Genomic DNA, 26,679 nt, shown 5'->3' on the forward strand with positions numbered 1-26,679 from the left:
ATGGCGAACTATGTGCTCGAAGGGCCGAAATTCGGCTCGCCCACCCTCGGGACGACGGGCGGGACGGTGACCTGGGCGGTGGATGCCACCGTGCCCGCCGCCTTCGTCGAGACGCTGACCCGGGCCTTCGCGGACTGGTCGGCCTACGCCAACATCCGGTTCACCCAAGTCGCCTCCGTGGCGAGCGCCACCATCGACGTCGGCTTTGCCGCCATCGACGGTCTGTCCAACGTTCTCGGCGACGCGAACTACAGCTTTCGCGGGCCCCAGATGCTCTCGGCCGCGATCCGCTTCGACAGCGGCGAGGGGTGGCACGCCAGCGGAAGCGGCGTCGTCAGTCAGAGCAACGTCAGCTTCTTCGTCGTCGCGGTCCACGAGATCGGCCACGCCATCGGGCTCGGCCACTCCGACGCGACGCCGTCGATCATGAACACCTACGTGAATCGCACGGTCGCGGACCTGCAGGCCTCCGACATCGACGGCATTCGGGCACTCTACGGCCCGGCGGGCCGGGTCTTCGACGGGACCGCCTCCATGACGGTTGCCCGCGACGAGCCCGTCACCCTGGCGGTGAGCCCCGGAACCTTCGTCGCCGCCACGGAGGCGGGCGGCGCCGTGACCCTGACCTTCGCGGAGGGCCGAACCCTCACGGTGGGCGGCACGAGCCTCGTCCCGGCGGGCCTGGCCGAACTCGCCTTCGCCGACGGCGACGTGCGCGTCGGCGGCGATGGGGTCGCGGTGAGCAGCGGCAAGGCGAATGCCCTGATTCTCGGTGGCGCCGGCGGCGGATCGATCAGCAACGTCGTCGATCCGGCCCTGGCGCCCGGCACGCACATCCTCTTCGGCGGCTTCGGCTTGGCCGACCCGAACGACGGGGCCGACACCATCACGTTCGGCGGCAAGGGCTCCTGGGGGGTCTTCGGCAATGCCGGGGCCGACAGCCTGCAGCAGGGCTCGGCCGCCTTCGATGCGCAGAGCTACGTCTCGGTCTTCGGCGGGCGCGACGACGACACCCTCCGCGTCGCCGACACCCGCAACCTCGACGCCAAGATGGCGATCTACGGCGGCGAGGGCACCGACACGATCCGGGTCTTCAACACCGGGGCCAACGCCGCCACCGCCATCTTCGGCGGGCAGGGCGCGGCCGACCCCACGGACGCGGCCGACACCATTGCGTTCGCGGGCGGCGGCCGCGTCACGATCTTCGGCAATGGCGGCGACGATTCCATCACCGTCGGAACGGGCGCCGACCTCGACACCACCACCGTGGCGGCGGTCTACGGCGGTGCCGGAACCGACACCCTCGTGTACGATGCCGGCCAGACCCGCACCGTGGCCTCGCTGTTCGGCGGTGAGGGCGGCGACGGGATCCGGGTGCACAACACCGGCACCACGGTGATCTACGGCGACACCGCCGCCGCCGACCCGGCCGGCGGCAACGACACCATCGCGTTCACGGGTTCGGGGATCGTGACGATCTACGCCACCGGCGGCGACGACACCGTGGCGGTTTCGGTCGAGCGCGCCGACGCGGCCAACGCCTTCGCCATCCACGGCGGCTCCGGCAACGACAGCCTCAGCCTCGCGGCCGCCGCGCCCGGCAGCCTCGCGCAGGGGAGCTTCACCCTCGCGACGGGCGCCGGCGCCGATACCGTCACGCTGCGCACGGACGTGACCGCCGGCGCGGGTGCCATCGTGACCATCGCCGACTTCACCCTCGGCGAAGACCGCCTCGTCCTCATCGGTGCCGGTGCGGCTGGCCCCCTGCACGTGTCCCTCACGCTGCCGGGCTCCCTCCAGGACGCCCTCGACCGCGCCGCCGCAGCGGCGTCGGCCAACGGCGCGAGCGCCAACGGTTTTGGGGTGGTCGTCTATGCCGGCGACGCGTATCTCGTGCACAACGTTGCCGCCGACACGCGCTTCACCGTATCGGTCGATCAGGTGATCCGCCTGATCGGGGTGACGGACCTGCCGGGGCTGGCGGGTGCGACGAGTATCGCGGCGTGATCTGATCTGCCTGCCTTAGCCGACTGAGGTTGGCGGGGCCGGATCACCGGCTCCGGCTTTCAGGCAGGCAGATGGGCCTGAACAGTCCTGGCGCGCGCCATGATCTCGCGAACAGCGGGCGCGAAACGTAGCGCGCTGTCATCGAAGACTTCATTACGATCGTGCGCCGCGAACATGCTCTGGAAGCGTTGCTCGGAGGCCAACTTCTCATCGTCGACTCCAAAGTAACCCCGTCCCGCTTTCACCCGATACTCCGCTGCCGAGCGTGTATGGTAATGGTTGATCCGCAGGCGGGTGTGACTCGCCGTCTTGTGCTCGAAAAAGCCGTAGGGCGGATCGAGATGGAGAGGACACTTCGCGTCGTCGACCATTCCGGCAGCCGGCGCCACGAGATGGGAGGAGTAGACCTTGACGATCTTCGCCGCGCGGACGACGCTCTTGATATGCCGGTTGAATGTAAAGTTGTCTTCCGCCCGGCGCTGATAGGCCTCGATCACGAGCCCCGGTTGGCCCTCGATATGCCCTGACGAACCGTAGATGTGCCAATGCACGCCGATCCCATCGACATCCGGCATCGCCGCCAGCGTCTCGCGCAAGTCCATTCCGTCAGTGGGGTACAGGAACTCATCGGCATCGATGAAAGCCAGCCACTCGGTGCGGTCGCGGTATCGGGTGGCCACATGCTCGTACATCGCCACCTGCGTGCCGGGGCCGGGCCAATCGATCAGATCGACCTTGTCGGCCGCCCCAAACCCCCGGATTATGTCCGCGGTCCCATCCGTGCTGCCGTTGTCGATGATCACCAACCGATCGAAGCCCGCCGCAATGTGGAAGGCCATCCACTCATGGATGATGGGCGCCTCATCCTTTACGGTGCAGCAGGCGGTGAGGTAATCCATCGAGCAGGCTCCGAAGGCGCCCTTATGGCGCTCAATCCAGTACGCCGACCATAGCCCGCACTTGGCCGATTGTCAGGCCTTGAAAGACGCTTCGCTTAGATAAAGCTGGGTCGCAAAGAGCTGATAAATGTGATCCCGCATGAGATCGAAAGCTTAAAGGAGATATTTTGTTATTTTCGAAGTTGATACGCTCCTGGCAGAAAAAACTCGTCGATGACCACAGAAAGCATGTTTGGGTCCGCTATGTAACTTCCTCCTTACCCGCCAATCAATTATCATAGGCAATCAGCGACGCCTTTCTACGTAGTTTGAAAGTTTTCCATACGATGTCCGCCTTAAGTAAATGCAGCGCCATTCACGGCAATATTTTCTACTCTGCAATAAATCCTCTTGCGGTTGCCTTCGAAAACGCGCTCGTTTCTCCAAGAAACCCGTTAATTTCATTTGACGACGACCATAAATGGGGCGTCTATACGAGTAGTGGCGCCAATATATCATTAGCAGCTTACCGTCGAGGCCCCCATCAAGATAGAGTTGGACAATCACAGACGATCAATTTGGCCGCCGAATCAACTGTCAATACCGGTGAATGTATGCATATCTACATCGGTCCACAAATATTTCACCATGGGCATTTTTTATTAACAAGTCTATCTAGACTTTGGCCTTTATTAAAAATTCCGCATAGAAATTTCAAGCTGATTTATCATGGTGATCATGACATAAAGACAATTTGCGATCACATACCAATTGCAAATGCAACCCTAAAAGCGTTTGGCCTAAGTCCAGAACATTTCATTCGACCTATAGCACCAACCGTCTTTGAGCAGCTATTCATTCCAGCGCCGAGCTTTGAAGAAACAAATAGTGCTCATCAAATTCATAGTGATGTGGGTACAAAAATTGGCAAATTTCTCAAATCTGGCCAGTCACTTCGAGCATTCATGCGTCCAGTCATGCTGTCAAAAACAAAATTAGCGTCTGGTGTTGGGAGATTTTCGAATGAAGATGAAATCACCAATGTTCTTTCGCGAAAAGGCGTAGAAATTATTTATCCAGAAACTCTTTCATTAGCCGAACAAATAAATGTTTTTGAAACGGCGCCTGCGGTAGTATCCTATGCAGGGTCAGCGTTACACACATCCTTATTAACTGAAAAATCCGCAACAATTATTGGTTTGAATTTAGGTGAAGTTATGGGATCGAGCCAAATTCTAGTCGATGCTCTTAAAGGAAACAATGCCGAATATTTTTATCCAACTCATACGAGGAAATCTTTCTCCGGGACGACCTTCGCCGCAACGCTACGGGTGGATGATCCGATCGGTGTCGCAGACGCAATTTTGCGCGAAATTGATCTGAAAACTAATTGGCGAGCGCGTCTGAAAAATTTCAATCGTAAACTCGATCCATTAAAAAGCCTGGCTTACCCAGGCGTTCAATCTTTATGGCCATGAATTTGTCTTCGAGTTAGAACATGAGAAGCAGGATCGCAAACCAGGAACACTGCTAAGCGACCAAATAGCAGTCGCAAGCTCGTTGAACAAAGAGGATGTGAGGTTGTTAAAGTGAAAGTCGAAGACGTTATCAAACGACATACAAAAGTAAAAATGATTGGATCTCCGGGATTTCCCCTCCCATTGGGAGAGTACGTTGAGTACTCATCAGAAAAAACCGAAGATCTTGAAGCGTTGAGATCCCTCGGGATCAATGTTTCTGGATCTGGCGGTCACAACACCGTATGGGTAGAGAGCGGCTTTCGAACAAATTCGTTTGAAATAGGGTTTCACAGTAATTCTGAAAATTACATCGTCATTGGGTCAGGATTCACCCTTGGCGGCAGGATAGATTTTCTGTGCAATCGGAGCACTGCCTTTATTGGAGGCGGAAATGTGCAGCGTATCACTATACTATGCGATGGAAGCGATTCTGTATTCTACTGTGGACCAAACTCGTATATTGGCGACATGACGTGTTGGATTCAGGGACAGTACCGAACTTTGTCGATTGGAGAAGATTGTATGTTTGGATGGAAGATAGCCATCCGAACTGGTGACTTTCACGGAATGTATGATTTAGAAACAAAAAAAATACTAAACCCCCCCGATGATACAACTATAGGGCCACATGTATGGCTTACAAACAGTATTCAAATCATGAAGGGAATTACCATTGGTTCTGGCGCCGTAATAGGTGCGGGTTCGATTGTAACAAAAAACATTGCGGGATCATGCCTCGCTGCCGGATCTCCGGTGAAAATACTACGCCGGAACATTGGCTGGTCGCGTGATGCAAACCCGTCGCTTGATTATATGGCCGAGCTTGGATCCCGCCTATACATGGTTACTGCAAAACAGAGTGAAACGACTAAGTTAGCTCGTCCGCTTGGCGTAACAAAGATTATTGCTGCTTTGAAGAAACTTGCTTTTTTTAGAAAAACAGACGTGGCCTAAAATCACTTATTGCTATATCAGACCTATCAAACTAAATAAATTTTACTAAGAACAAGAATGATATAAAATACCACGCAAAAGTAAGCTGTCCAATATTCTCAGACAGAAATTTCATATGAAATAAGTCAACACACATTTTCTTCATAAGCACGCGCTTGAACGCGCTCATGCAGCAACCGTTAAACGGTAAATTTTCGAAGGCAAGCGAGGTTGCCTTATCATTCAAAATCGACTGAGATGTCGGACAGTCGCAACGATATGCGGCAGGTTCTGTGAATTGTCTATTTCAAGGAAACTTCATGTCCGAAAAGCCGGCAAATATGCGTCAGCATTTAATCGATACTCTTTGGCGTGGCCAGGATCCATTCGCTGGTTTTCCTCGGCGTCTGTATGCAGATACACCTAACGAGTTGGCTCATGGTCCGCATCCCTATCTCTTGGAAGCTATCGACAACGCCAAGCCAACGGTTGCAGTTGAAATCGGCGTCTGGAAGGGCGCTTCCTCAATCGCAATGGCAAAACGTATGAAGGAGATTGGACTAGTTGGCGGAGTAATGCTGTCTATTGATACTTGGCTCGGTGCCTGGGATCACTGGTTCAACGACGATTGGTATCCTGGACTTGCTTTTGAGCATGGGCAGCCCATGCTTATGCGAACTTTTATGGCAAACGTTCTAGCAACAAATACCGAGGACGTGATTCTTCCGATTCCACTCGATAGCGTCAATGCAAATGAAGTTTTTCGGCGCTCAAATCTTCAGGTAGATGTCATCCATATTGATGGCGGCCATGATTATCGAGCTGTGATGTCCGATCTGGAGGCTTGGTGGCCATTAGTACGCCCCGGCGGTTGGGTAGTCGGAGACGACTACGTTCACGACGGAAACTGGCCCGGGGTACGGCAAGCCTTCGATGAATTCTACGAAAAGAGGGGGTTGTTTCCATTTGAGCACGGCGGCGCCAAATGTCGAATACAAAAGCCAGTTTGAAAAAGAGAAATTAGTGGTGCCGCAAGAGGGATTCGAACCCCCGACCCCCTCATTACGAATGAGGTGCTCTACCAGCTGAGCTATTGCGGCACGAGGCGGTGCGGACCTGAGGGCCGGCGCGGCGTCGTTGAGAGGGGTCATATCCGGCCGGTCCCGGATTGGCAAGACGCTCCGTCTCGCATGGCGCACGCCGCCGCGACGCGATGCAGGGGCGCCACGGTGGGGCGGCATCGTCGTCCGGGGGGAGCGGCGTTGCTTGACGGGGGCGGAGGCGACCTCGAAGGGTGGCGCATCGTGTCCGAAGGATCGTCATGTCGCTCATCGCCCGCCTGCGTGCCTATGCCGCCGACGCCTTCGGGCTCGGGCAGCCCGCCGATGCCGCGGAAGGGGCCGACGAGCGCCTCGCGGCCATCGCCCTTCTCGTCCATGTCGCGCGCGCCGACGGCATCCTGGCCCCGGAGGAAACCGAGCGCCTCGCGCATCTCGTCGAAGGGCGCTTCGCGCAGACGCGGGCCGAGGCACAAGCCCTGATCGCGCGGGCGGCCGCCTTCGACGCCCAGACCCGGGACATGGCGGCCCTGGTGGAGATGATCGGCCACGAGGCCGGTCGGGAACAGAAGGCGCGCCTCCTCGCCATGGCGTGGTCGGTGGCCGGGGCGGATGGCGACGTCCACGAGTTCGAGGAGGCCCTGGTGTGGCGTCTCGGCGGGCTCCTCGGGATCGACGAGGCCGGCATCGTCCTCGCCCGCGCCGGCGATCCCCTGGCGACCGTTCCGTAGCACCGGGTCCGCCCATGATCATCGGTCTGACGCTGATCCTCGCGGCGCAGCTTCTCGGCGAGGCCCTGGCCCGCGCCTCCGGAATCCCGGTGCCGGGGCCGGTGATCGGGATGGCGCTGCTCCTGGTGTTCCTCGTGGTGCGCGACCGCTACGCCCGTGCCGCCGCCCGTGTCCTGCCGCCGCCCCTCGTGAACGGGCAGCTCGAGGGGGCGGGGCGCGGCCTCCTCGCCAACCTCTCCCTCATGTTCGTGCCGGCGGGCGCCGGCATCGTCGGGCGCCTCGATGTGCTCGCGGCGCACGGGGCGGCTCTGGGCGTCATCGTGGTGGTCTCGACCGTGACGACGCTCGCCGCGACGGCCCTCACCTTCGTCGCCGTGTCGCGCTGGCTGCGCGCGGGCGAGGGGGCATGACCGGCGATTTCGCCGTCTGGGTCTACCTGTCCCGCACCCCGCTCCTGTGGCTCACCGTGACCCTGGTCGCCTACGCGGTCGCCGACCGGATCGCCACGGCGACGAACCGCCACCCGCTGGCGAACCCGGTGCTCGTCGCTATCACGATCACGGCCGCGGTGCTGGAGGTGACGCGCACGCCTTACGCGACGTACTTCGAGGGCGCGCAATTCGTGCATTTCCTCCTCGGGCCGGCCACCGTCGCCCTGGCGTTCCCGCTCTACGAGTACCGCGCCACGGTCCTGCGCGCGCTCGCGCCGATGCTGGCCGCCCTCGTCGTCGGCTCCGTGGTCGCCCTGTCGTCGGCCCTCACCCTCGGGCATCTGCTCGGGGTGCCGCGCGACGTCATCGTGTCCCTGGCGCCGAAATCCGTGACCACCGGCGTCGCCATGGGTATCGCCCAGACCCTCGGCGGCGATCCGACGCTCGCCGCCGTCATCGTCATGCTCACCGGCATGACGGGGGGCATCCTGGTCACGCCCCTCATGAACATCCTGCGCATCCGCGACATGCGGGCGCGGGGCTTCGCCGCCGGCCTCGCCGCCCACGGCGTCGGCACGGCCCGCGCCTTCCAGGTCGATGTGGTTGCGGGCGCCTTCGCGGGCATCGCGCTCGGGCTCAACGCGTTCCTCACGGCGATGCTCGCCCCCATCGCCGTGAGTTTCCTGCGGTAGGTTCGACCTACCCGGCCGCCACGGGCGTCGGTACGAAGCGGCCGTCGGGGCCGGGCTTCATGTCGATGCGCCGGTCGTGCAGGGCGTGCAGGGTCGAGCGGTGGCCGATGGAGACGATGGTGGTCTCCGGCAGGCGCTCGCGCAGCATGCGGTACAGGGCGGCCTCGCTCGGCTCGTCGAGGGCGGCGGTGGACTCGTCGAGGAACAGCCACTGGGGTTTCGCCAGCACCGCGCGGGCGATGGCCAGGCGCTGCTGCTCGCCGCCCGAAAGGCGCTGGTCCCAGGCATCGACCTCGTCGAGGCGGTCGGCCAGCTGCGGCAGCTGCGCCGCCACCAGGGCCTCGCGGATCGCCTCGTCCGAGAACTGGTCGGTGGTGGCCGGATAGACCACGGCGCCCCGCAGGGTACCGAGCGGAATGTAGGGCCGCTGCGGCAGCACCAGGGCCGACTGACCCGGCGGCACCGCGATGCGCCCCTTGCCGAACGGCCAGATGCCGGCGATGGCCCGGAACAGGGTGGACTTGCCGGAGCCCGACGGGCCGGTGACCAGAGTGGCGCCGCCGCGCGTGAGGGTGAACCGGTCGGCACTGACGATCTCGCGGCCGTCCGGCAGGGCGAGGGTGATGTTCTCGGCGGTGACGTCGCGGCCCGAGGCGTCGGACTGAGCGAGGCCGTAGCCGGCGCCCGCCATGGCCTCGGCCTTGGTCATCGCCCGCTTGAACGACGACAGGCGGTTGGTGTTGGCCTTGTAGGCCGCGATGGTGGTGTAGGCGCTGATGAAGAACGACAGCGACGACTGCACGTTGCTGAAGGCGTTCACGGTCTGCTGCAGGGCGCCGAAGCTGAGCTTCTTCGCGAAGTACGAGGGTGCGGCGATGACGAGCGGCACCATGGTGCTCGCCTGGGAATAGCCGAACGAGAAGGCGATGAGCTTGATGCGCCGGAAGATGATCTGCACATAGTTCGCGATGATCTCGTCGAACAGCGACCGGAGGCGCACGGTCTCGGCACGCTCGCCGCGCAGGAGCGCGATCTGCTCGCCGTAGATGCGGCTGCGGGCGAGCGAGAACCGGAAATCCGCCTCCACCCGCTCCTGGCGGAAATCGAGGCCGATGAGCGGGCGGCCGATGAGGTGGGCGAGCCAGGTGCCGACGACCGCGTAGGTTATCACGGCCCAGACGAGGAAGCCCGGCACCACCGTGTCGGTGAACGGCAGCACGAAATCCCGCGACAGGGTCCACAGGATGACCATGAACGAGACGAGCTGGGCCGCCTGCGACAGCAGCCGGATCGACAGGCTCGCCGTCTGCGAGATGAAGGCGTTGACGTCGGCCTGGATGCGCTGATCCGGGTTGTCGGCGTGCTCGTCCGTGAAGGGAATGCGGTAATGCGTGCCGTCCCCGAGCCAGCGCTGGTAGAAGCTCCGGGTCAGCCACGTGCGCCAGCGGATGTGCAGGGACTGGTCGACGAACAGGTCGAACATGCCGATGCAGACGTTGAGGATCGCGAGGGGCACGAAGACCCAAAGGATCTGGTACCAGAATACATCGAGATTGTATTCCTGGATCGCGTTGTAGAGATCGCGGTACCAGAAGTTGAACCGTAAGGTCAGGGCGACATCGGCGAAGCTGACGAAGATCGACAGCGCGACGAGGCGCTGACCGATCTTGCCCTCCGTCCGGCCGAACCAGCGGAACAGGCCGATCTCGCGGGTCGGCTCGTCACGGTTCGCGAAGTAGGGATCGGCGATGAGGGTGATCGCCCGAATCGGCTTCAGGTGCGAAATGCCGAGCACGATGGCGGCGAACACCACGGCACCCGTGGCGGCGAAGGCCGGCGGCAGCAGGGCGGCGAGCGTCGGGGGCAGCGCGCCCAAGGCCGCCAGCAGCTTGGCCCCGGAGAACAGGAGATAGCCGACGCCGTAGACCGAGATGAAGATCTTCAGGTAGGCCGAGATCTTGCCGGAGGCGAGCAGGATGCCCGCCATGGCGAGCCCGCTCAGGGACACGTAGAGGGGCGGTGCGGCCTCGCCGGGAAATGCCAGCAGGACGAGGGCGAACAGCGCCGTCACGGCGGCTTGCAGGCCGAGGCCCGTCCTCAATACGGCCACGTGCGTCTTCTCCCCGTGCTGATCGTCGAGGCACCGCTTCCGCGGCATGCCGGAGCCCGGGAGTGACGGCGGGTCGTGGCGAGATCGTGGCCGGACGGGTGCCTGAGCGGACGAAAATCCTGGCCCGCGTGTTCTATTGCCAATCCCAGTCGCCGTAGCCCGGCTCGCGGCAGCGATAGCCGATGGGGCATTCCGGGTTGTCGCGGGTCGGCACGAAACGCAGGTCGGCGATCTCCGAGAGCTCGCAGAAGCTGCGGTCGCGCACGAAGCGCTGGAAGGTCTGGTTGCCGGTGTCGAGGAGGATCGCCCCCTGGCGCTTCACCAGCGCCATGGCGTCGGCGCAGGCCATGCGGGCGGTCGTCCCGGTGGTCTGGGCGCTCGCCGGCGTCGCCAGGACGACGCAGAGGGCGAGGGCGAAACATCTCGTCACGATGGCGGGGCGCCGTTCCGGTGATTTGCTGAGCCCAAGCATGGCAGTTTCCGCCGGGCGCGAAAAGGGCCGCGCCCCGCCTTGCCGTCCGGTTGCCGCAATCGGGCGCTCTATCCACCGCTGTTGCGCCGGAGCGCGCGCCGATCATCGGACGGAACGGGTACAGAGGCAGCCATGTCGGGACTTTCGATCCTCAACCTCGAAGCCGTGCGCGCCGCGCCCGTGTCGCGCGAGCCCTACACGTTCTTCCTCGGCAACGACGTCCTCGACCGCGCGGCCATCGACGAAATCCGGCAGGACTTCCCGGCGATTGCCAAGCCGGGTTACCTCACCGTGGACGAGGTGGCGCTCAAGGGCCGGTTCAAGGCGCTCATCGACGAATTGGAGAGCGACGAGTTCTCCCGCATCATGGGCGAGAAGTTCGGCATCGACCTCGTCTCGTGCCCGCGCCTCACCACCATCATGAAGAAGAGCCAGCCGAAATACGGATCGATCCACACCGACGGGCCGTCGAAGGTGATGACGATGCTGATCTACATGAACGATGCCTGGGACGCGCCCGCCGCCGGGCGCCTGCGGGTGCTCTACGACGGCCGGAACTACGAACCCTTCGCCGTCGAGGTGCCGCCCACCATGGGCACGATGTTCGCCTTCCTCCGGTCCGACAATTCCTGGCACGGCCACGAGCCGTTCGAGGGCGAACGCCGGGTGGTACAAGTCGCCTGGGTCAAGGACGCGGCCGAACTCGAGCGCAAGAAGAAGCGCAACCGGACGGCGCAGTTCCTGAAGGGCATCTTCGGGCGCTGAAACCCGGGCGGCCGGACACCGGTCGCATCGGACATCGTCTTCCTGGCTCGGACCGCTTCAGGGCGATCCGGGCCATTTTCATGGGTAGGGGGGGATCGGCGATACGACAGCCGACGTCGCCCCGCGATCACCATGCTCCCGGCGTGGGGGCGGAGTGGCGACGCCCGAGACTACCAAGGGTGTGTCCCACGCTCTCGGCCACGAAAAAGGGGCCGCCTCTCGGCGACCCCCTCTATCAAGTTCGGCTCAAAAGGCTCGGACTTTTAGAAGTCCATGCCGCCCATGCCGCCGCCCATGCCGCCGCCGCCCGGCATACCGCCGCCGGCGCTGTCCTTCTTCGGAGCATCGGCGATCATGGCTTCCGTGGTCACCAGCAGGCCGGCGATGGAGGAGGCGTCCTGCAGGGCGGTCCGCACGACCTTGGCCGGGTCGACGATGCCGGCCTGGATCATGTCCACGTACTCTTCGGTCTGGGCATTGAAGCCGTAGGTGATCGAAGAGGTGTTGTCGGTGATCTTGCCGACGACGATGGAGCCTTCGACGCCGGAGTTGGCAGCGATCTGACGGATCGGCGCCTCGAGGGCCTTCAGCACGATCTTGATGCCGGCCTGGACGTCCGGGTTGTCGCTCTTGAGGGCGCGGACGGCCTCGCGGGCGCGGAGGAGGGCGGTGCCGCCGCCGGGGACGATGCCCTCTTCCACCGCAGCGCGGGTGGCGTTGAGCGCGTCGTCGACGCGGTCCTTCTTCTCCTTGACCTCGACCTCGGTCGCGCCGCCGACGCGGATGACCGCGACGCCGCCGGCGAGCTTGGCCAGACGCTCCTGGAGCTTCTCACGGTCGTAGTCCGAGGTGGTCTCCTCGATCTGCGCCTTGATCTGGGCGACGCGGGCCTCGATGTCCGACTTCTCGCCGAGACCGTCGATGATCGTGGTGGTCTCCTTCTCGATGCGGATGCGCTTGGCGCGGCCGAGCATCGGCAGGGTGACATTCTCGAGCTTGATGCCGAGGTCCTCGGCGATCATCTGGCCCTGGGTCAGGATCGCGATGTCCTCGAGCATGGCCTTGCGGCGATCGCCGAAGCCCGGAGCCTTGACGGCCGCGACCTTGAGGCCGCCGCGCAGCTTGTTCACCACGAGGGTGGCGAGCGCCTCGCCCTCGATGTCCTCGGCGATGATGACGAGGGGCTTGCCCGTCTGCACCACGGCCTCGAGAACCGGCAGCATCGCCTGGAGCGACGAGAGCTTCTTCTCGTGGATGAGGATGTAGGGGTCCTCGAGCTCGGCGACCATCTTCTCCGCGTTGGTGATGAAGTACGGGGAGAGGTAGCCGCGGTCGAACTGCATGCCCTCGACGACGTCGAGTTCGGTCTCGGCGGTCTTGGCCTCCTCGACGGTGATGACACCCTCGTTGCCGACCTTCTGCATGGCATGGGCGATCATCTCGCCGATTTCCTTGTCGCCATTGGCCGAGATGGTGCCGACCTGGGCGACTTCCTCGGACGAGGCGACCTTCTTGGCGCGGCTCGTGATGTCCTCGACGGCGGCCTTCGTCGCGAGGTCGATGCCGCGCTTGAGGTCCATCGGGTTCATGCCGGCGGCGACGTACTTGGCGCCTTCCCGGACGATGGCCTGGGCCAGGACGGTGGCGGTGGTGGTGCCGTCGCCCGCGATGTCGTTGGTCTTCGAGGCCACTTCGCGCACCATCTGGGCGCCCATGTTCTCGAACTTGTCGGAAAGCTCGATCTCCTTGGCGACGGTGACGCCGTCCTTGGTGATGCGCGGCGCACCGAAGCTCTTCTCGATGACGACGTTACGACCCTTGGGGCCGAGGGTCACCTTCACTGCGTCGGCCAGGATATCGACGCCGCGCAGCATCTTCTCGCGGGCGTCGGAGCCGAAACGGACTTCTTTCGCTGCCATGTTCAAATCCTCATGCGGTGGGAAGCCCCGAGGCGCTCAGAATAGAAGCGCGCTCAAAGGGCTCGGGTAGGGGGACGAAGGAAGAGGGCAGATCGCCGTTCAGGCGACGACGCCCATGATGTCGGATTCCTTCATGATCAGGAGATCCTGACCGTCGATCTTGACCTCGGTACCGGACCACTTGCCGAACAGCACGCGGTCGCCGGCCTTGACGTCGAGGGGGTTGATGCGGCCGGCCTCGTCGCGGGCGCCGGGGCCGACGGCGACGATCTCGCCCTCTTGCGGCTTCTCCTTGGCGGTGTCGGGGATGATGATGCCCCCCTTGGTCTTCTCTTCGCCTTCGATACGGCGAACGACGACACGGTCGTGCAGCGGACGGAACTTCATGAGCTGCCCTCTTGCTCTAAATTCATGGATGGCGTTGATGCGGCGCGGCAGCGCGCTCAACCCAGGCCGTTAGCACTCTCGATCGGTGAGTGCCAACGATGCCGCGGAGGTAGGCGCATGCCTTGCGTGAGTCAAGACTGTCGCAGGTCGGCGCGACGGTTGCGCGACGGCAATTCTCTCTCGATCCGCTCCGCCACGGACCAATCATCCCCGATGATCAGCCTTCATGGACCACAGGGTGCGGTCGGGTCCCCCGCCACCGACGGCGCCGGACCGATGCCTGCCGCCACGGTGTGGATCGACCTCGACGACCCGAGCGCCGAGGAGGCGCAGCGCATCGAGGACGCGACGGGCATCCGCGTCCCATCGCGAAAAGCCCTCAGCGAGGTGGAGAATTCGAGCCGGCTGCGGCGTCTCAAGAACGGCTTCTCGCTGTCGACGCCGATGATCACCTTCGACAAGGTCGATTCGTTGTTGAAGCCCCTGGGGTTCGTCCTGACCAAGGACCACCTCGTCACCGTGCGGTTCCACGATCTGCGCGCGTTCGCGGAGGTGAAGAAGCGCATCGCCGAGGGCGACGGCCCGTCCACCACGAGCACGGAGATCTTCCTCCTGCTCATGGAGGAGTTGGTCGACAGCCTCGCCGATTCCCTGGAGGACATGGGCGCCGATCTCGATGCCCTCTCGACCCGGATCTTCGACTTCGACGTGCGGGGCGGCGCGCCCGCCAGCGACGACAAGCTCAAGACCCAGACGCCGCGACGGCGCGATCTGGCGCTCCGCCGGATCCTGCGCGGCATCGGCCGGCGCGGCAAGGCGCTCGGCAAGATCCGGTCCAGCCTGCTGGGTCTCGAACGCATCGTCCCCTTCGTCGCCAACGAGTGCGAGCACCTGCTCGGCGCCGAGCAGGTGCCGCGCTTCGAGGCCGTGCGACGGGACATCGCCTCCCTCGACGAGTTCGAGATCCGTCAATCGGAGAACGTCCAGTTCCTCCTCGACGCCACCCTCGGCCTCATCAACATGGAGCAGAACAACACCTTCCGGGTGCTGACCGTGGTCTCGGTCGTGGGCATTCCGCCGACCCTCGTGACCTCACTCTACGGCATGAATTTCAAGCACATGCCCGAACTCGATTGGGCCTACGGCTATCCCTACGGCCTCGCCCTCGTGGTTCTCAGCGCCCTCGTGCCGATCGTGTTCTTCCGCATGCGGGGGTGGTTCTGAGGATCGTCACGCCGGGCGGTTGACGGATTCTTTGCGCACCTCCGCTTAGGGTCCAGCCAAAGGCGCGAGCGCCCCGCTCGGCGCAAGGCTGCCCGTTCCCACCATGGCCGTGATCTGCGCCTTCGTCCTCAACGCCGGGCTGAACTTCGTGCTCGGCCTGCTCATCGCGAAGCTGCTGGGCCCGGCGGATTTCGGTCTGTTCGCGCTGGCCACCGCCGGCGCCATCGTGGCCAACACGGTGCTGTTCGAATGGCTGCGCCTGTCGGCGACGCGGTTCTACTCGGCCCGCGTCCGCGATCAGGAGCCGTGGATCCGCCAGGGTCTCGACCGGGCCTACGCCGTACTCGGCGCCGGGCTCCTCGCCGCCGCCCTGGTCTGCGCCGGATTCGGCGTGGAGGCGGGGCCCGAGAGCCGCGCGGCCATCACGGCGGGCGCGGGCGTGGCCGCCTTCGGGATCGGAGTGTTCGACTACCACGCGGCGCTCGCCCGCGCCCGCTTCGACGGTGGCCTCTATTTCCGGCTGGTGGCGATCAAAAACGCCTTGGCCTTCGTGCTCATGGCCGGCACGGCGTGGCTCCTGCCCCAGCCGGCCTGGGTGCTCGCCGCGGCGGGCCTGAGCCAGTTCCTCGCCGCCGCGATCCTATGGCGGCCCATGCGCGATCCCGTGAGCCCGCGCCTGCGCGTGCGCCTCGCCGAGACCTGGCGGCTGTTCCTCGCCTACGGCCTGCCCTTGATCGCCGCCAACGCCATCTATCAGCTGCTGCCGTTCCTCAATCGCGGCACCATCGCGGCCCAGGCCGGGCTGGCCGAGGCCGGCTACTTCGCCCTCGCGGCCGACGTCACCACGCGCAGCATCGGCACGCTGGGCACCGCCCTCGACCTCCTGCTGTTCCAGCTCGCCGTGCGCGTCGAGGAGGAGGAGGGCCGCGCGGCCGCCGAGGCCCAGGTCGGGCGCAATGTCGGCGTGGTGGTCGCCCTGCTGCTGCCCTGCGCCGTCGGGTTCTGGGCGATCCTTCCCGCCCTCCAGGCCCTGGTGGTGCCGGAGGCCTATCGCGGCCCATTCGCGAGCTATGCCGGGCTGATGATCCCGGGCTTCTTCTGCCTCGCCATGATGAACTTCGCCCTCAATCCGATCTTCCAGATCCGCCGCAGGACCCTGCCGGTGATCGCCGCCGCCCTGGTGGGCCTCGCCGTCGACGCCCTCGGCCTGTGGCTGCTGCCGCCGCTCATGGGACCGGAAGGCATCGCGGCGGCGCAGACGGCGGGTCTCGCCGCCGCCACCGGGTTCCTGGCGCTCCGGGCGCTCACGGGGCCGCAGCGCCTGCGCCTGCCGTGGCGCGATCTCCTGATGGCCGGTATCGCCTGTGCGGCCATGGCCCTGTGCCTCGTACCCCTGCGCCATCTCGAGCCCGTGCGGGCCCTCGCGGTCAGCCTGCCCCTCGGCTTCCTCGTCGTCGGAGGGTTCACCTGGGTCCTGGACATCGCCGGCCTGCGCACCCTCATCGCAGCCCGCTTGGCGGCGCGGCGCGCAGGACCGTCGAAAGCGGGAACCGGACGCACCGGACCGGATGCAATCGCGAACGATTCTCATTAGGATCGGAGCACAAAACACGAAGACGGACCGGGCGCGCCGCCCGGCCAGGGCGGGAAACGATGCGGTCATACGAGCCTCACGACGCGGATGCGGCGGCGGACATCGTCCGCGCGGCCGCCGACCGGACGGAGCGCCTGCGCCTCGTCGGCGGCGGCACCAAGGCCGGGATCGGCCGCCCGGCCGGGAATCCCGCATCCGAGGACGAGGCGACGCTGTCCACCGCCGGATTGTCGGGCATCACCCTCTACGAACCGGCCGAGATGGTGGTCTCGGCGCTCGCCGGCACACCGCTCGCCGAGGTGCAGGCCCTGCTCGCCGGGCGCGGCCAGATGCTGCCCTTCGAGCCCATGGACCATCGCGGCCTGATGGGGACGCACGGCACGCCGACCTTCGGCGCGGTGGCATCCACGAACAATTCCGGCCCCCGCCGCATCAATGCCGGGGCGGCCCGCGACAGCCTCATCGGCGTGCGCTTCGTCAACGGACGCGGCGAGATCATCAAGTCCGGCGGTCGGGTGATGAAGAACGTCACCGGCCTCGATCTCGTGAAGCTCATGGCCGGCGCCTGGGGCACCCTCGGGCTGCTCACGGAGGTCACCTTCAAGGTGCTGCCGGTGCAGGAGCGAGTGTCGACCCTGGTGTTCGCAGGCCTCGACGATGACCGGGCCGTCGCCGCCCTCTCGGCCGCCCTCGGCTCGCCGTTCGAGCTCACCGGCGCCGCCCACCTGCCGGCCGGGATCGGCGGCCCCGAAGCCCGCACCGCCATGCGGGTCGAGGGGTTTTCGGATTCGGTCGCCTATCGGCTCGGTGAACTGACGAAGCTGCTCAAGCGCTTCGGTGCGCCCGAGATCGTCGAGGGCGACACCGGCACCGCCCTGTGGACCGGTATCCGCGACGCCGCCCTCCTGGCCGAGCCGGCGGATGCCGCCATCTGGCGTCTCTCCACGGCTCCGACCCACGGCCCCGCCCTGGCAGCCGCCATCGCGGCGGAGCGCGACGCGCGGTGGTTCTACGATTGGGGCGGCGGCCTCATCTGGCTCGCGACCGCGGCCGAGGGCGATGCCGGGGCTGCGACCGTGCGGGCGGCGGTGAAGGCGCAGGGCGGCCACGCCACCCTGGTGCGCGCGCCCGACGCCGTGCGCGCCGCCGTGCCGGTGTTCGAGCCTTTGTCCGAGCCGCTGATGCGGATCACGGCGGGTCTCAAGGCGGCGCACGACCCAATGGGCGTGTTCAATCCGGGCCGGATGTACGCGGGGATCTGACGTCGCCGCGACATTCTTACCCGCAGGCATCGGCCTCGGGTTCCGACTATCAAGAACCCGCCGGCCAGTATTTGGAGCAGTTCCAAAGGCTCGGCAGACCGCCCGTTCCGCTCTAAGGTCCGGGCGAAGACGACGGGGCCGCCATGCCGATGGTGTGAAGCGGCACCGCGATGGGTGGATTCAGGAACACGCCGTGCAGACCAGTTTCAGCCTGACGCAGCTCGCCGATCCCGCCATGGCGGCCTCGGAAAAGATTTTGCGGACCTGCGTCCATTGCGGTTTCTGCACCGCCACCTGCCCGACCTATCTGCTGCTGGGCGACGAACTCGACAGCCCGCGTGGCCGCATCTACCTCATCAAGGACATGCTGGAGGGCAACAAGCCCGCCGTGCCCGAGGTGGTCAAGCACATCGACCGCTGCCTGTCGTGCCTGTCCTGCATGACGACATGCCCCTCGGGCGTGCACTACATGCACCTCGTCGATCACGCGCGCGCGCATATCGAGGAAACCTATACGCGGCCCTTCGGGGACCGGGCGCTCCGGGCGGTGCTGGCCTTCGTGCTGCCCTATCCCAACCGTTTCCGACTGGCTTTGCTCGGCGCCAAGCTCGGGAGCCCGTTCCGCCCCCTGGTGGCGCGGGTGCCCGGCCTCGGCAACCGGCTCGCCGCCATGCTGGATCTCGCCCCGGCCGAATTGCCGAACCGCAACCGCACCGACCGGCCCGGCACCTTTCCGGCCGAGACCCGTGCGCTGGAGGCCAGCGCCGCCCTTCAGGGCACCACGGCCCCGGCCCGCACGGGCCGCGTCGCGCTGCTGCGCGGCTGCGCCCAGAGCGTCCTGCGGCCCGACTTCAACGAGGCGGCGATCCGGCTGCTGACCCGCCACGGCGTCGAGGTGGTGCAGGCCAGGGGGGAGGGCTGCTGCGGCGCGCTCACCCACCATATGGGCAAAGCCGAATCCTCCCATGCCCAGGCCAAGCGCACCATCGACGCCTGGATCGCCGAAATGGACGGCGAAGGCCTCGACGCCATCGTGGTCACGGCGTCGGGCTGCGGCACCACCATCAAGGATTACGGCTTCATGTTCCGCGACGACCCGGCCTACGCCGAGAAGGCCGCGCGGGTTTCGGGGATCGCCAAGGACGTGACCGAGTACATGGCCGGTCTCGGCCTGATGCCGACGCTCATCGAGAGCGACCTCGTGGTCGCCTACCACTCCGCCTGCTCGATGCAGCACGGCCAGGGCATCCGCACGGAGCCGAAGAACCTCCTGAAGCGTGCGGGCTTCGCTGTGAAGGACGTACCCGAGGGGCATATCTGCTGCGGCTCGGCCGGCACCTACAACATCCTCCAGCCCGAGATCGCCGGCCGCCTCCGGGACCGCAAGGTCGCCAACATCGAGCGGATGCGCCCCGACGTCATCGCCACGGGCAACATCGGCTGTGCGACGCAGATCGGGAAGGGCACCGCCATCCCCATCGTCCACACGGTGGAGTTGCTCGACTGGGCCACGGGGGGCCCGAAGCCGGCGGCGCTGGCGTCGGCCTGACGCCCCGGCTCACGGATCGAGTTGGTCGGTGAGGGGGATCCAGCGATAGCCGCTCCCCTGCCGCACCACGTAGCCGAGCGACGGGAAGGCGGCGTGATAGGCCGACACGAGGATCCCGTCCGTGGCGGCCATGTCGTAGATGTGCCGGCGCGTGGCGGCCCCTTGCGCCTTGTCCATGTCGAAGACGGCGTGCCACTCCGGGTGGGCCAGGGACGCGACCTCGTGGTGGGCGCAATCCCCCCAGACCAGCATGCGCTGGCCGGCGCTCTCCAGATGGAAGGCGAGATGTCCCGGTGTATGCCCGAAGGCCGCGAGGGCGGTGATCCCAGGCGCCACCGCATCGCCGGGTTTCACGAAGCGGGTGCGGTCGGCGAGGGGAAGCAGGTGGCTGCGAAACACCCGGGCCGATCGGGCCTCGTTGCTCTCCATCGGCGCCGATAGGCGCGACCCGTCGCGCCAGAACGAATCTTCGGTGACACCGACCACGTAGCGCGCCCGCGTGAAGACCGGTCGCCCGTCCTCCATGAGGCCACCGATGTGGTCGGTGTGGCAGTGGGTCAGCACGACGACGTCGATGGTGTCCGGTGCGAGGCCGGCGCGGGCCAGAAGGTGGGCGAGTTGCCCGCCGGCGGGCCTGGGCACGAACCCGACCGCGCCATTGCCGGTATCGAACAGGATGGTTTCACGGCCGGTCTGCACCAGGGTGGGGGTGAAGCCGGGCTTGAACCGGTTCGGACGCAGGCGATTCTCCCGCATCAGGGCTTCGACCGCGGCTTGCGGGCGATCCTCCCCGACGATGGGCCAGGGGCCGTCGATCGTCGCGCTCGCATCGAGCAGGGTCGTCACCGTGAAATGCCCGAGCCGGATCCGGTGAATCACGGACTGGGCATCCTCCGGGCAAACCTGCGCTGTGGCGGAGCCGGGCAGCGCCAACGCGAGGGTGGCGGCCGCGAGACTGCGGCGGGTGAGATCGGTCATGATGGGCATTCCCCCGCCGGGCCCAATGCGCCAGGATGTTCCCGGGTCGCCGGCTGCAGGGCAGGGCTAGCATCGTGACGGAGGGCGGCGCTTGAACGAACCTGCTACGCTCGGCCCGCTCTGGCACGTGGAGGGCCCGCAGACGTTCTTCGCCGGGCCGCTCGCCTACAATGCCAGCCACCAGCACGGCGCGCCGGTCTATCTCGCGGGGCTCTACGGTCGCTTCCGGATCCGCTTCCCGGACACGGACTGGATCACCTGCCGAACCGCCTTCGTGCCGGCCGGCCTGGCGCACGAACTCGATTGCGGCGGCGACCCCCTGGCGGTGCTCTACCTCGAACCCGAGGTGTCGCCGCAGGCCCTGACGGGTCTAATGCGGGGCGCATGCTCCATCGTGGGCGCTCGCGTCGGGGCAGGCGGCGAGATCAACGCCCTGCGGGCCCTCTACGAGGATCGCGAAGCCTGCGCCTGGGCCGGCGCGGCTCTGGCCGATCTCGCACGGTTCTCCCTCCGGCGTGCCGACGAGACGCTGGACCGCCGCATCGCCGCAATCGTCTCGCGCCTCGGGACCCACCCGCATCCCGAGCTGTCGGCCGGCACGCTGGCGTGCTCCGTGGGCCTGTCCTCGTCGCGGCTGCAGCACCTGTTCACCCAAGAGATCGGCGTGCCGTTCCGGCGCTACCGCGCCTGGCTCCGCATGCGGCGGGCCATCGCCACCATCGTGGCGGGTGCGAACTTCACGGGCGCCGCCCACGCGGCGGGCTTCGCCGATCAGGCCCACTTCGCCAATGCCTTTCGCCGAACGTTCGGGGCGCCGGCCTCGCGCAGCCTCCTGGGCGTTCGCCGCTGAGCGGCTCAGGTGGGCGCGGACGGACGCAATGCCGCCAGCACGAACACCCGGATCGCGGACGACAGGTTCTGCCCGTCCCGGCCCGCATCGATGTCACCGATCAGCGCCTGCACCGACTTGCCACGCGCTTCTGCGATCTCCCGTAGGGCGTCCCAGAACGGGTCCTCCAGGGACACGCTGGTGCGGTGCCCGGCGATCATCACCGAGCGCTTGGTGATGCCGCCGGTCACGGGTTGCGCCCCTTCACTCCGAGTCCGGCCCCATGAGCTTGTGGCCCTCGTGGCGCGAGACCTCGATGGCCTTCTTGGCGTCCGCCAGGGTCCTGGCCTTCTTCGGGCGGCCGAAGGCGATGCGGTTGTCCGCCGCCTTCGCCTCCTTCTCGGACCGCGCCTTCGCCTTGCGGGCGTCGCGCAGGTTGATGATCTCCGCCATGCGCGTCCCCGTCAGTCGGCGCTGGGTGCCAGCATGGTCTCCGGGCGCACCACGCGCTCGAACTCCTCTTGCGTGACGTAGCCGAGCCGCAGGGCCTCCACCTTCAGGGTGGTGCCGTTCTTGTGCGCGGTCTTCGCGATCTCGGCGGCCTTGTCGTAGCCGATGGAGGGGGCGAGCGCCGTCACCAGCATCAGCGACCGGCTCATGAGGTCGGCGATGCGGTCCTCGTTGGCCTTGATGCCCACCACGCAATTGTCAGCGAAGCTCACGGCCGCGTCGGCGAGGAGCCGGACCGATTGCAGCACCGCGTTGGCGATGACGGGCTTGAACACGTTCAACTCGAAATGGCCCTGGCTGCCGGCGAAGCTCACGGTGGTGCCGTTGCCGATCACCTGGGCGCAGACCATGGTCAGCGCCTCGCACTGGGTCGGATTGACCTTGCCGGGCATGATCGAGGAGCCGGGCTCGTTCTCGGGCAGCGACAGCTCACCGAGGCCGGAGCGCGGTCCGGACGCCAGCAGGCGGATGTCCTGCGCGATCTTGAACAGGCCGGCGGCGAGCGCCGACAGCGCCCCTTGGGTGAACACCAGGGCGTCGTGGGTGGCCAACGCCTCGAACTTGTTCTCGGCCGAGGTGAACGGCAGGCCCGTCAGCTCGGCGACCTTGGCGGCGAATTTCTCCGCGAAATCCGGGTGCGCGTTGAGGCCGGTGCCGACCGCGGTGCCGCCCTGGGCCAGGGCCAGCACGCCCGGTACGGTCGCCTGGACGCGGGCGCTGCCCAAAGCCACCTGCGCGACGTACCCCGAAAATTCCTGACCGAGGGACACCGGCGTCGCGTCCTGCAGGTGGGTGCGGCCGATCTTGACGATGTCGGCGAAGGCCGTCGCCTTGGCGTCGAGGGCGTCGTGCAGGTGCTTCAGGGCCGGCATCAGCCGGTCGTTGATCTCGCGCGACACCGCGATGTGCATGGCGGTGGGGAACACGTCGTTGGACGACTGGCCCCGGTTGCAATGGTCGTTGGGGTGCACCGGCGACTTGCCGCCGCGCTTAGCCCCCAGCAACTCGTTGGCGAGGCTGGCGATCACCTCGTTGGCATTCATGTTGGACTGGGTGCCGGACCCCGTCTGCCACACCACCAGGGGGAATTCCTGGTCGTGCTCGCCCGCGACGACCTCGGCGGCCGACGCCGCGATGGCCTGGGCGACCTTCGGGTCGAGGCCGCCGAGATCCTGGTTCACCAGGGCGGCGGCCTGCTTGACGAGGCCGAGCGCGTGGACGAGGGGCGCCGGCATCCGCTCGGTGCCGATCTTGAAGTTCTGGATCGAGCGCTGGGTCTGAGCCCCCCAGTAGCGATGCGCCGGAACCTCGATGGGGCCGAACGTGTCGGATTCCGTGCGGGTGGCGGGGGTCTCTTCGCTGTGCGTCTCGGTCGGCGACATCGTGGCCTCTTCGTGTGGCTGCGGCGCACCCTACTTAGACCGGGCGGGTCGAAACCGCGATGGTGCCGCGTGACGGTGCCGTGGATGTCTCAACGCTTTTCGAGCGACCGGCCCCGGACCGAGGATCGATGACACGCCGATGATGGATGCCGCCGCCCCGTGCCCGCCCGACGCCCCCGCGCGCTTCCGCCCGGCCGTGCCGCGCCCCCTGCGCCGGCCCATGGGCCTCCTCGCCTTCCTGAAGGCGGCGCGGGCCAACCCGATCACCACCTGGCTCGACGACCATTTCGAGAAGCCCGTGATGGCCGGTGACGGCGCCTTGGGCCGCGTCACCGTGGTGAGCGACCCGGCGCTGATCCGCTATCTCTACGTCGAGAACGCCGCCAACTACCGCAAGGACGACCTGCAGCGCCGGGTGCTGGCGCCGGGCCTCGGCAACGGCCTGCTGACGGCTGAGGACGAGGAGTGGAAGCTTCAGCGCCGCACCCTGGCGCCGATCTTCTCCGCCCGCCACGTGCTCGGCTTCGCCGAACCCATGAACGCGGCCGGCGCTCGCATCGCCCGGCGGCTCGCGCGCCGGGACGGGACCACCATCGACGCCGCCCTGGAGATGACCCGCGTCACCCTCGACGTGCTGGAGCGGACGATCTTCACCCAAGGCCTCGCGAGCGACCCGGATGCGTTGGGCCGGGCGATCACGCGGTTTCTCGAAGCCGTCGGGCCCATCGATCCCCTCGACGTGTTCGGGATCCCGAGCTTCGTGCCGCGCATCGGGCGCCTGCGGGCACGCCCCGCCGTGCGGTTCTTCGCCGAGGTGGTGGACGCGCTCATCGACAAGCGCCGCGCCCTCATCGCGGCCGATCGTGCGCCGGCGGACCTCCTGACCCTGCTGCTGAAGGCGCAGGACCCGGAGACCGGTAAGGGCCTGACGGACCTCGAAGTGAAGGCTAACATCGTCACGTTCATCGCGGCCGGCCACGAAACCACCGCCAATGCCCTGACCTGGGCGCTCTACTGCCTGTCACAGGACGACGGTGCGCGGGCGCGAATCGAGGCCGAGGTCGATGCCGTGCCGGCGGGCGAAGGATTCGATGCCGAGGCGCTACCCTTCACCAAGGCGGTCATGGAGGAGACCATGCGGCTGTTCCCGCCGGTGCCGTTCCTCAGCCGCCAGGCCATCGCGGAGGATCGTATCGGCCGGGTGAAGATTCCCCGGGGCTCCCTCGTGATGGTGGCACCCTACGTGCTTCACCGTCACCGCACCTTGTGGGACGATCCCGCCGCGTTCGTGCCGGATCGGTTCCTCGGCGAGGCCCGCAAGGACATCCCGCGCTTCGCCTACCTGCCGTTCGGGGCCGGGCCGCGCGTGTGCATCGGCCAGAGCTTCTCCGTGCAGGAAGCGGTGATCGTCCTCGCTCACATCATCCGGGCCGTGCGCCTGCGGATGGCGGCGGATCACCCGCCGGTCACGCCCCTGCATCGGGTCACCCTGCGGCCGGAGCATGGCCTTCGCATGGGCGTGGAACGGCGAGCCTGAATGCAGCACCGACGGAAAACACCGGCCTCCGAAAGGCCGGCATTCCGGTGGTTCAGCTCTTCTTGCGGAACGCGTCGAGGCTGACGACCTCGGCGCTGGCCTCGGTGCCCTCACCCTCGGCCTTCTTCGAAGCGGACGCCTTGCCGACGGACAGCTTGGCGGCGGGCTTGTCGGCTTCGTCCGCGTCCTTGTCGCTCTGCGCCGGCGCGGTGGCGGGACCGATCTTCGGCACGCTGGAGCCGATGGCCGCCAGACCCGTGCCCTTGGGCTTCAGCTCGCTCGGCTCGGAAGCGGCGCCGCGCGGGGCGGTCTTGCCGGTGGCGAGCGGTGTGACGTCGTCGTCGACGGCCTCGACGGCCTCCTCCATGCCCTCGGTCAGGTCGAACTTCAGGCCGAACTGGACGGAGGGGTCGAAGAAGCCCGAGAGCGCGTCGAACGGCACCAGTAGACGCTCGGGCACGCCCGAGAACGACAGCCCGACCTCGAAGGTGTGCTCGTTGACGCCCAGATCCCAGAACTGGTGCTGGAGCACGATGGTCATGTCCTGCGGGTACTTCTCGCGCAGGCGCTGCGACATCCGCACGCCGGGCGCTTCCGTCCGGAAGGACACGTAGAAATGATGCTCGCCCGCGAGCCCGTCCCGGGCCGCGTCGGTGAGCACCTTGCGCACGACGCCGCGCAGGGCGTCCTGCACCAGAAGATCGTAACGGATCAGATCGTCTGCCATCTGCGGTCGCTTATACCCGGTGCCTGGCCGCCGTCGCGCGCCCAAAAGCGCACCGGGGTCGGATGAAAATCGAGCGGAGCGCCGTTGCCGGGTCACTCCGATAATGCCTGTACCCCTCGACCTTCCGCTGGAACCCGGAGCCTGTCCAGACCGCATGCGATGCGTCCAAAGGCCCATGGTTCTGATGGAGGGTGGCGGGTACCGTCGCGCGGTCGGAACGCCCCTCCGACACGGGGACCACGGCGCGCCATCGCTGACGCGTCGTCTGTCCCCTGAACATAGAGAGAGTCAGGCCGCTTTTGAAGCCCGATCCGCGCGTCCTCGCCGAACCCGACGACCCGGCCGCCATCGGGCGGTGGCTGGCGATCGGGCGGGCCGGGCTCGCGATCGCCGCCATGGTGCTGTGGGTCGCCTTCCTCCTCGGCGCCGCGAGCGTGATCGCCCTGGTGATCGTCCGGGTCGGCGCCGATTGGATCGACGGGCTCGATCCGTTCTCGGCCGCCGGACGCAGTCCCCTGCGCCCGCGCCAGTTCGCCGTCCGGGCCCTCGCCCTCGATGCGGTCCGCCAGGGCATCCTCGCCCTCCTCGTCCTCGCCGCCGCCCGCTGGGCAGCCGGCCCCGACTGGCGCCGGATCCTGGCCCTGTCGGCCCCGCGCGATGCGCGCCTGCCGCGGCGGACCTTCGGGTGGCTCCTCGTCGCCTGGCCCATCGTCCATATCACCTGGGTCACGGGCACCGGGGCGCTGTTCGGCGCGCCGGTGGCCCGCCACGCCACCCTGTCGCCGTCCCTGCTCGCCGTGGGCATCGTCCTGTGGCTCGCCACCGTGGTGGTGGTGGCGCCCGTGGCGGAGGAACTGCTGATGCGGGGCTTCGTCTTCGCCCGCGGTCTGACCCGCGCCGGTCCGGTCCTCACCATCCTCACAACCGCCGGGCTGTTCGCGGGTGCGCACATCAACGGTTTCGGCCTCGCCCGGCCGATCTCGCTCCTGCCGCTGGCGCTGATACTGGGCTGGCTGCGCTGGCGTGGCGGCCGGCTGTGGCCGTGCATCCTCCTCCACGCCTGGAGCAACCTCGCCATGATCGCCTGGGTGCTCTGGCCCGAGGGATGAGAATCGTTAGGGACAATCCGCGCGGACGGCGCGGATGATCTCGCCTCGACGACCGGGACCCGTTATTCGAGAACC

25 protein-coding genes and 1 tRNA gene are annotated in these 26,679 nt (G+C 66.2%); 15 read left to right on the plus strand and 11 right to left on the minus strand.

The window, feature by feature from the left end:
* Entirely contained in the window at window positions 1-2,007 is a 2,007-nt protein-coding gene (locus ASF52_RS16775) for a matrixin family metalloprotease (protein ID WP_056174433.1), read from the plus strand.
* 59 nt (window positions 2,008-2,066) lie between these two features.
* Here ASF52_RS16775 and ASF52_RS16780 read toward each other — a convergent pair whose 3' ends face one another.
* Window positions 2,067-2,906: a glycosyltransferase family 2 protein gene (locus ASF52_RS16780; protein WP_056174434.1), complete on the minus strand. Its 840-nt coding sequence runs from the start codon at window positions 2,904-2,906 to the stop codon at window positions 2,067-2,069.
* 326 nt (window positions 2,907-3,232) lie between these two features.
* Between ASF52_RS16780 and ASF52_RS22190 the strand changes: the two genes are divergently transcribed.
* The 3 genes from ASF52_RS22190 to ASF52_RS22195 all read left to right on the plus strand — a co-directional run bounded on the left by ASF52_RS22190 (window position 3,233) and on the right by ASF52_RS22195 (window position 6,348).
* A complete protein-coding gene (locus ASF52_RS22190; RefSeq protein ID WP_082515380.1) occupies window positions 3,233-4,363 on the plus strand; it encodes a glycosyltransferase family 61 protein in 1,131 nt (376 codons plus the stop codon).
* Window positions 4,364-4,474: 111 nt separating this feature from the next.
* The gene (locus ASF52_RS22710) at window positions 4,475-5,359 is read left to right on the plus strand and encodes an acyltransferase (protein ID WP_156630185.1); all 885 of its coding nucleotides are present in this window, start codon (window positions 4,475-4,477) and stop codon (window positions 5,357-5,359) included.
* Window positions 5,360-5,658: 299 nt separating this feature from the next.
* Window positions 5,659-6,348 carry a class I SAM-dependent methyltransferase gene (locus ASF52_RS22195; RefSeq protein ID WP_244473843.1) on the plus strand — a complete coding sequence of 230 codons (690 nt, stop codon included), beginning with the start codon at window positions 5,659-5,661 and terminating at the stop codon, window positions 6,346-6,348.
* Window positions 6,349-6,362: 14 nt separating this feature from the next.
* Here ASF52_RS22195 and ASF52_RS16785 read toward each other — a convergent pair.
* Window positions 6,363-6,438, minus strand: a tRNA-Thr gene (locus ASF52_RS16785).
* 221 nt (window positions 6,439-6,659) lie between these two features.
* Here ASF52_RS16785 and ASF52_RS16790 point away from each other — a divergent pair.
* The 3 genes from ASF52_RS16790 to ASF52_RS16800 are packed head-to-tail and all read left to right on the plus strand — an operon-like array spanning window position 6,660 to window position 8,250.
* Window positions 6,660-7,127: a tellurite resistance TerB family protein gene (locus ASF52_RS16790; protein ID WP_056174436.1), complete on the plus strand. Its 468-nt coding sequence runs from the start codon at window positions 6,660-6,662 to the stop codon at window positions 7,125-7,127.
* Window positions 7,128-7,141: 14 nt separating this feature from the next.
* Window positions 7,142-7,537: a CidA/LrgA family protein gene (locus ASF52_RS16795; RefSeq protein ID WP_056174438.1), complete on the plus strand. Its 396-nt coding sequence runs from the start codon at window positions 7,142-7,144 to the stop codon at window positions 7,535-7,537.
* Window positions 7,534-8,250, plus strand: coding sequence for an LrgB family protein (locus ASF52_RS16800; protein ID WP_056174440.1), 717 nt, complete (start codon window positions 7,534-7,536; stop codon window positions 8,248-8,250). The genes ASF52_RS16795 and ASF52_RS16800 overlap by 4 nt, the downstream gene beginning before the upstream one ends.
* Before the next feature lie 7 nt (window positions 8,251-8,257).
* On the opposite strand, the gene ASF52_RS16805 is transcribed toward ASF52_RS16800, so the two are convergent.
* A complete protein-coding gene (locus tag ASF52_RS16805; protein ID WP_443136691.1) occupies window positions 8,258-10,408 on the minus strand; it encodes an ABC transporter ATP-binding protein/permease in 2,151 nt (716 codons plus the stop codon).
* Window positions 10,409-10,493: 85 nt separating this feature from the next.
* Window positions 10,494-10,832 carry a hypothetical protein gene (locus tag ASF52_RS16810; RefSeq protein WP_056174442.1) on the minus strand — a complete coding sequence of 113 codons (339 nt, stop codon included), beginning with the start codon at window positions 10,830-10,832 and terminating at the stop codon, window positions 10,494-10,496.
* Window positions 10,833-10,964: 132 nt separating this feature from the next.
* On the opposite strand from ASF52_RS16810, the gene ASF52_RS16815 reads away from it, so the two are divergent.
* Complete coding sequence (locus tag ASF52_RS16815; RefSeq protein ID WP_056174444.1) at window positions 10,965-11,597, plus strand: 2OG-Fe(II) oxygenase; 633 nt, start codon at window positions 10,965-10,967, stop codon at window positions 11,595-11,597.
* 263 nt (window positions 11,598-11,860) lie between these two features.
* Here ASF52_RS16815 and groL read toward each other — a convergent pair whose 3' ends face one another.
* Complete coding sequence (groL, locus tag ASF52_RS16820; protein ID WP_056174446.1) at window positions 11,861-13,516, minus strand: chaperonin GroEL; 1,656 nt, start codon at window positions 13,514-13,516, stop codon at window positions 11,861-11,863.
* A 99-nt stretch (window positions 13,517-13,615) separates the two neighbouring features.
* A complete protein-coding gene (gene groES / locus ASF52_RS16825) occupies window positions 13,616-13,903 on the minus strand; it encodes a co-chaperone GroES (protein WP_056094907.1) in 288 nt (95 codons plus the stop codon).
* Window positions 13,904-14,116: 213 nt separating this feature from the next.
* On the opposite strand from groES, the gene ASF52_RS16830 reads away from it, so the two are divergent.
* The 4 genes from ASF52_RS16830 (at window position 14,117) to ASF52_RS16845 (ending at window position 19,532) form a co-directional block, all read left to right on the plus strand.
* A complete protein-coding gene (locus ASF52_RS16830; RefSeq protein ID WP_056174448.1) occupies window positions 14,117-15,127 on the plus strand; it encodes a magnesium transporter CorA family protein in 1,011 nt (336 codons plus the stop codon).
* Window positions 15,128-15,230: 103 nt separating this feature from the next.
* The gene (locus tag ASF52_RS16835) at window positions 15,231-16,721 is read left to right on the plus strand and encodes a lipopolysaccharide biosynthesis protein (RefSeq protein WP_056174450.1); all 1,491 of its coding nucleotides are present in this window, start codon (window positions 15,231-15,233) and stop codon (window positions 16,719-16,721) included.
* A 59-nt stretch (window positions 16,722-16,780) separates the two neighbouring features.
* Window positions 16,781-17,983, plus strand: coding sequence for an FAD-binding protein (locus ASF52_RS16840; RefSeq protein ID WP_056174451.1), 1,203 nt, complete (start codon window positions 16,781-16,783; stop codon window positions 17,981-17,983).
* Window positions 17,984-18,176: 193 nt separating this feature from the next.
* Window positions 18,177-19,532: a heterodisulfide reductase-related iron-sulfur binding cluster gene (locus tag ASF52_RS16845; protein WP_056174453.1), complete on the plus strand. Its 1,356-nt coding sequence runs from the start codon at window positions 18,177-18,179 to the stop codon at window positions 19,530-19,532.
* 9 nt (window positions 19,533-19,541) lie between these two features.
* On the opposite strand, the gene ASF52_RS16850 is transcribed toward ASF52_RS16845, so the two are convergent.
* The gene (locus tag ASF52_RS16850; RefSeq protein ID WP_443136692.1) at window positions 19,542-20,519 is read right to left on the minus strand and encodes an MBL fold metallo-hydrolase; all 978 of its coding nucleotides are present in this window, start codon (window positions 20,517-20,519) and stop codon (window positions 19,542-19,544) included.
* Window positions 20,520-20,601: 82 nt separating this feature from the next.
* Here ASF52_RS16850 and ASF52_RS16855 point away from each other — a divergent pair, with 82 nt between their 5' ends.
* Window positions 20,602-21,360: a helix-turn-helix domain-containing protein gene (locus tag ASF52_RS16855; RefSeq protein WP_056174455.1), complete on the plus strand. Its 759-nt coding sequence runs from the start codon at window positions 20,602-20,604 to the stop codon at window positions 21,358-21,360.
* Between the two features lie 5 nt (window positions 21,361-21,365).
* Here ASF52_RS16855 and ASF52_RS16860 read toward each other — a convergent pair whose 3' ends face one another.
* The 3 genes from ASF52_RS16860 to fumC are packed head-to-tail and all read right to left on the minus strand — an operon-like array spanning window position 21,366 to window position 23,231.
* On the minus strand, window positions 21,366-21,590 hold the full coding sequence (locus tag ASF52_RS16860; protein WP_056174456.1) for a ribbon-helix-helix domain-containing protein: 225 nt from the start codon (window positions 21,588-21,590) through the stop codon (window positions 21,366-21,368).
* 13 nt (window positions 21,591-21,603) lie between these two features.
* On the minus strand, window positions 21,604-21,792 hold the full coding sequence (locus tag ASF52_RS16865) for a DUF4169 family protein (protein WP_056174459.1): 189 nt from the start codon (window positions 21,790-21,792) through the stop codon (window positions 21,604-21,606).
* A gap of 11 nt (window positions 21,793-21,803) precedes the next feature.
* Window positions 21,804-23,231 (minus strand): class II fumarate hydratase, encoded by a 1,428-nt coding sequence (gene fumC, locus ASF52_RS16870; protein ID WP_056174461.1) that lies wholly within the window; start codon window positions 23,229-23,231, stop codon window positions 21,804-21,806.
* Between the two features lie 139 nt (window positions 23,232-23,370).
* Here fumC and ASF52_RS16875 point away from each other — a divergent pair, with 139 nt between their 5' ends.
* Entirely contained in the window at window positions 23,371-24,768 is a 1,398-nt protein-coding gene (locus ASF52_RS16875; RefSeq protein WP_056174463.1) for a cytochrome P450, read from the plus strand.
* Window positions 24,769-24,820: 52 nt separating this feature from the next.
* Here the strand turns inward: ASF52_RS16875 and ASF52_RS16880 are convergent, their stop codons facing one another.
* Window positions 24,821-25,495, minus strand: a complete 675-nt coding sequence (locus tag ASF52_RS16880) for an SspB family protein (protein WP_056174465.1) — start codon at window positions 25,493-25,495, stop codon at window positions 24,821-24,823.
* Window positions 25,496-25,794: 299 nt separating this feature from the next.
* Here ASF52_RS16880 and ASF52_RS16885 point away from each other — a divergent pair, with 299 nt between their 5' ends.
* Window positions 25,795-26,604: a CPBP family intramembrane glutamic endopeptidase gene (locus ASF52_RS16885; RefSeq protein WP_244473844.1), complete on the plus strand. Its 810-nt coding sequence runs from the start codon at window positions 25,795-25,797 to the stop codon at window positions 26,602-26,604.
* Window positions 26,605-26,679: the final 75 nt, after the last annotated feature.

Origin of the sequence: Methylobacterium sp. Leaf112 (genome assembly GCF_001423295.1) — a bacterium.
Lineage (GTDB): Bacteria > Pseudomonadota > Alphaproteobacteria > Rhizobiales > Beijerinckiaceae > Methylobacterium.